The 5,114-nt window shown below is 70.8% G+C and carries 6 protein-coding genes; 1 reads left to right on the top strand and 5 read right to left on the bottom strand.

The annotated features are described in order from the left end of the window. On the bottom strand, positions 1 to 768 hold a 768-nt coding region (locus tag NBZ83_RS29900), incomplete at its 3' end, for a LysR family transcriptional regulator (RefSeq protein ID WP_261576294.1). 89 nt (positions 769 to 857) lie between these two features. On the opposite strand from NBZ83_RS29900, the gene NBZ83_RS29895 reads away from it, so the two are divergent. Further along, positions 858 to 2,087: an MFS transporter gene (locus NBZ83_RS29895; protein ID WP_261576293.1), complete on the top strand. Its 1,230-nt coding sequence runs from the start codon at positions 858 to 860 to the stop codon at positions 2,085 to 2,087. Positions 2,088 to 2,133: 46 nt separating this feature from the next. On the opposite strand, the gene NBZ83_RS29890 is transcribed toward NBZ83_RS29895, so the two are convergent. The 4 genes from NBZ83_RS29890 to NBZ83_RS29875 form a co-directional block, all read right to left on the bottom strand. After that, entirely contained in the window at positions 2,134 to 3,864 is a 1,731-nt protein-coding gene (locus tag NBZ83_RS29890) for a recombinase family protein (protein WP_261576292.1), read from the bottom strand. Positions 3,865 to 3,916: 52 nt separating this feature from the next. Continuing rightward, a complete protein-coding gene (locus tag NBZ83_RS29885) occupies positions 3,917 to 4,183 on the bottom strand; it encodes a hypothetical protein (RefSeq protein ID WP_157734494.1) in 267 nt (88 codons plus the stop codon). A 63-nt stretch (positions 4,184 to 4,246) separates the two neighbouring features. Next, positions 4,247 to 4,450: a hypothetical protein gene (locus tag NBZ83_RS29880; RefSeq protein WP_055752375.1), complete on the bottom strand. Its 204-nt coding sequence runs from the start codon at positions 4,448 to 4,450 to the stop codon at positions 4,247 to 4,249. Then, a partial coding sequence (locus NBZ83_RS29875; protein ID WP_261576291.1) for a recombinase family protein occupies positions 4,447 to 5,114 on the bottom strand: 668 nt, incomplete at its 5' end. The genes NBZ83_RS29880 and NBZ83_RS29875, both read right to left, overlap by 4 nt.

The raw sequence follows: 5,114 nt of genomic DNA, 5'->3' as shown, positions 1-5,114 counted from the left end.
GAGCGGGATCATCCGCAGCTCGCCGCGGTGCCGGGCATCCAGGCCCGGGGGCAGGATGGCGACGCCGAGCCCGTGCGCGACGAGGTCGAGCAGGGTGTCGGTGTCGCCGACCTCGCAGGCCAGCCGGCGTCGCAGGCCGTGCTCGGCCAGGGCGGCGTCGACGACCGTGCGCGACCCCCAGCCGGGCGGGTAGTCGACGAAGTCCTCCTCGACGGCCTCCCGCAGTGACACCGCCGCCCGCCGGGCCAGCGGGTGCCCGGCGTGGCAGGCGAAGACCATCGGCCGGTCGTCCAGGGGGGTCAGGTGGACGCCTGCCGGGGCTGTGCGCGCACAGGCGAACGCGAGGTCGAGCGCGCCGGCCGCGATCCGGTCGAGCAGTTCCAGGCTGGGTGCCTGCACGAGCCGCAGCTCCACCCGCGGATGCTCGGCGTGGAAGACGGCGAGCGCCTCGGTCAGACCCCGTCTGAAGCATTGCATGATGCCGATGGTCAGCCGGCCCCCCATGCCGCCGGCCACCCCGGCGACCGCCGATCTGGCCGCGTCGGCGGCGGACAGGATCCGGCGGGCCTGCGCGAGCAGCACCTCGCCCTCCTGGGTCAGCCGCACCGCCCGGGTGCTGCGCACGAACAGCTTCGCGCCGAGCTCGCGTTCCAGGGCACCGATGGACGACGACAGCCCGGACTGGACGATGTTCACCCGTTGCGCGGCCCGGGTGAAGTGCAGCTCCTCGGCCGCGGCGACGAAGTGCTCGAGCTGGCGGAGCTCCATACATCTCCTCATGAGATGAACCCAAGCTGATTGTTCTGTTGGACAGGTTATCTAGTGGACGGCACCCTGGATACATGATCGACGGCGGCGTGACAACAGACGACCCCTCCACCAGTTCCGCCCCACCGTCAACCTCGGGCCTCGGGCGCGGGCTGGTTGGTCTGCTCGCGGTGAGCACCGGCATGTGCGTGGCGGCGATGTACTACGCCCAGCCCCTGCTCGAGGAGATCCGGGCGGCGCTGGGCCTGTCCACCGGCACGGCCGGGCTCGTCGTGTCGGTGACGCAGGCCGGCTACCTGGTGGCGCTGTGCCTACTGGTCCCGGTCGGCGACCTCGTGGCCCGCCGCCGACTCATCCCCGCGCTGGTCGCCGCCCAGGCGGTGGGCCTGTTCGTGCTCGCCACCGCCACCTCGGCGACCCAGCTGCTGGTGGCTGCCGTCGCGGTCGGCGCCCTGTCGGTGACCGCCCAGATCGGCGTCGCCTTCGCCGCGACGCTCGCCGGTGACGCCGAGCGCGGCAAGGTCGTCGGGACGGTGATGAGCGGGCTGCTGCTCGGTATCCTGCTGGCCCGCACCGTCGCCGGCTACCTGGCCGACCTCGGCGGCTGGCGTACCCCCTTCTGGGTGGCCGGGGCCGCCCAGCTCGTGCTGTGCGCCGTGCTCGCCGCCCGGCTGCCGGCCGAGTCGCGCACCGCGGCGCCGCGTCTCGGCTACCGGGCGTTGATCACCTCGGTGGTCGGGTTGCTGCGCGACGAGCCGGTGCTGCGGCTGCGCGCCGCCTACGGGGCGGCGTCGTTCGGGGCGTTCAGCGCTTTGTGGACGCCGCTGGCGTTCCTGCTGTCCGCGGCGCCCTACCACTACTCCACCGGCATGATCGGCCTGTTCGGGCTGCTCGGCCTCATGGGGGTGCTCGCCGCGTCGTTCGTCGGCCGGGCCGCCGACCGTGGGCGGGCCGGCGCGGTGACCGTGGGCACCGCCGTGCTGCTGCTCGCCGCCTGGCTTCCCCTCGGCTTCGGCCGCCACTCGCTGGCCGCACTGATCATCGGGATCCTCGTGCTGGACCTCGCCGCCCAGGGCCTGCACATCGCCAACCAGAGCGAGATCTACCGGCTGGCCCCCTCCGCCCGCAGCCGGCTCACCTCCGCCTACATGGCGATCTACTTCGCCGGCGGACTCGTCGGCTCGATCGCCTCCGGCACCGCCTACAGCCACGGCGGCTGGGTCGCCGTCAGCGTCACCGGCGCCGTGTTCGGCCTCGCCGCCGTCGCCCTCGCCTGCTGGGACGCCCTGCGCCGCCGCCCGGCCGCCTCCGCGGCGTGACCGCCCCGCCGCCCCGACCCGCCACGGATTCGCGACCGCGGCCTGATCATCCCTGGAGGGAACGCAACATCTCCGGTTCGAGTCCCCCCACCTCCACCAATGTAGGCATTGCGCGAACCGCTCCCTTCGGGGGCGTTGTGGCTGGTAGGACGGCTGCGGCGCCCCCGCGGGGGGCGGCGGGCGTCGCTGGTCGGGTCGACTTGGGTCGATCTGTGTCTTCTCCAGTCTCTACGTTGGCGGCGTCCCTGGAAGCGTTGGCCCCAGGAATTTTGAAGATCGGTACGAGCCGGTCCGGCCCGGTGATCTTCACTTCGGCGATGAGGGCTTCGATGAGGGCCTTGCGGCGGAGGTCGTCGCCGGTTTCGATGATTGTCTCGATGTGCTTGACGATCGTGCGGAGGGTGGAGCGGGCCGGCATGGCCGGTTCGTCGTCGAGTTCTTCGGTGAGTTCGGCCTGCCTCTGGCGGAGCTGCTTCTGCTTGGTGCGCAGGGCTTCGAGCCGGGTGGCGAGGATCTCCTCGTCGAGGGTACCGCGCTCGAAGGCGCCCAGGTAGCGATCGATGGCCTGGTCGGTCTGGGTGAGTTCGGTTTCGATGATGGTGAGTTCGTCGGTGCGGTCGGAGCGGGCGTCGCGGTGGTGGCGCTGGGCTTTGGTGACGGCGTCGGCGATGAGGTGCTGGTGGTCGCGGTAGAAGCTGGCGAGCGCGGTGAGTACGGCGTAGTCGACGGCGTCGGCGTCGAGGCGGGGGGCGTTGCACTCGCGGCGGTTGTAGCGGTTGCGGGTGTGGCAGGTGTAGTAGCGGTAGGTGTGGTTGCGGCCGGTGGCGCGGGTGCCGATGAGGGCTGTGCCGCATTGGGGGCAGCGCATCCGGCCGGTCAGGTAGTAGTCGGAGGGGTTGGAGGCCCGGCGTGAGGTTTCCTCGCTGCGTTCGGTGAGGATCTTCTGGGCGGCGTCGAACGTCTCCTCGCTGATGATCGGGTCGTGGGTGTCTTCGACGGTGATCTCGCGGAAGGTCAGCTCGCCGAGGTAGATCCGGTTGTCGAGCATGCGCAGGATCTTGTGGCCGGACCAGGGGCCGCCGACGGTGGTGCGCAGGCCGCGGTTGTTCAGGACGTTCGCGATGCTCTTCGTCCCGAGGCGGTCGCGGACGTACCGGTCGAAGATCAGCCGGACGATCGCGGCTTCGGTCTCGTCGATGATCAGTTTCTTGGCGGTCTTGTCGACCTGGTAGCCGAACGGGCGCCGGCCGCCTTTCCACAGGCCCTTGGCGGCTTTGCGTTCCATCCCGGCGATGACCCGGTCGATGATCATGTCGCGCTCGAACTGGGCGAACATCGCCAGCATCTGGAGCAGCATGCGGCCGATGGGCGTGGCGGTATCGAACGGCTCGGTGGCCGAGCGGAACACCACCCCGGCCTGGTCGAGTTCTTCGAGCAAGTGGACGGTGTCACGCAGGCTGCGGGAGAGCCGGTCGACGCGGTAGACGAGCAGGACGTCGATGAGCCCATTGCGGGCGGCGGACAGGGCCCGCTGGAGGTCCTTGCGTTCGATGGTGGCGCCGGAGGCGTCGTCGGCGAACCGCAGGGCCACGACCCAGTTGGGTTGGGAGTCGACGTAGGAACGCAGCCGTTCTTCCTGGGCTTCGATGGTGTAGGGCTGGTTCTCGTCGTCGGTGGAGCGGCGTAGGTAGATCCCGACTCTTACGGTGTCGAGCGGTTCGAGGACGGCCTGCTGGGTTCGTTTCGTGGTGGTGCGGCGCGCGGTCGAGCGCGGCATGGCGGCTGTTCCTTTCCTTCCCCCTGGACGCGTTTCTGCTGAGACGGGCGGGCTATTCGTGGCGTCGGCGGCGCCGGATTCCTCGGCGGCGGGCTGGCCGTGCCGGAAACCGGCTGCCGGTGTCGCCGGCCGGGTCGCAGATCTGGACGTTCGTGGCACGTGTCGCGAGGAAGGCCAGGGCCTTCTCCTGCTGTGCCGCTATGGATTGGCATCCGTCGCCGGTGCCGTGCCGGACGTAGAGGACGACCGGCACGGCACCGGCAACGGTGTTCATCGCCGCCTTCTCGGGGGACTGTCGGGTGGGAAATGGGCGCGGCATACCGACGCTCCTTTTTCGGATGGGTTGACGGCGGCCCACCTGAAGGGAGGGTCGGTGTAGGTTTCAGGCCGCTTTTTTCGGAGCCGTGTTCGGCGCTCCGTTCCTCTCCCACTGTAGGACGAGTTCCGCCAGAGCGGACACCGCCGCGTCGTATTCTTCGGCGGTCATGTCGACGGTCTCGATCCGTTCGATTTCGACCTGGCGAGCCACGTCCCGCCGTCCAGTGGAAAGCGGCTCGGAATCGTCCGCGGCGGGCGTGCGGCTCATTCCGTTCCCGTTTCGGGGCGACGGGGGTCGGCGGGGAACTCCCAGGGCGGCAGATGCGGGCTGAGGATTGCGGTCCCGGGGGTGGCGAGGAGCTGTGCGCGGAAGAACGTCCGCCCGTCAATGATCGGTTGGTGGGCGTGCTGGCAAATGATCCAGTGTTCGGGCGAGACGGGCTGGCCGGCGTGGGTGCGGCCCCAGACGGTGGCACCGGTGTAGACGGGGTTGGCCAGCACGCGGCTGATCGCGGTCGAGGTCCACGGCCGCGGGAGTCCGGTCGCCGGGTCGACCAGGGCGAAGAACAGGTTCCCGAGACCGTGCAGGCGGATGGCGATGGACAGAGGGCTGAGCCGGTCGTCGACCCGCCACCGGTAGATCGTCGCGATAACGGTCGCGGGTCCGGGGTCGAGGACGAGGCGGACACGGCGGCGGAGCTGGCCATCGGCGTCGGGGACGGTGACCCGGTGGGCCTGGTAGCCGAAGGGGATCGGTCCGAGGTGGAAGCCGGCGCGGACGAGGTCGATCTGGGCGGCGCGGGCGCGTTCGGTGGTCCAGACGTGGTGGGCGGCGAGCAGCCGCGCCTGCCGGGCGGCGCGGAGGTGGGTGAGCCGCCACCACCAGCCAGGCCGGCGCTGCGGCACGGGCGGGGCGGGGGGCAGCGCGGGGA

It is taken from the genome of Frankia gtarii, from assembly GCF_025403375.1.
GTDB lineage: Bacteria > Actinomycetota > Actinomycetes > Frankiales > Frankiaceae > Frankia > Frankia gtarii.
This window is presented reverse-complemented; position numbering and strand designations above follow the sequence as displayed.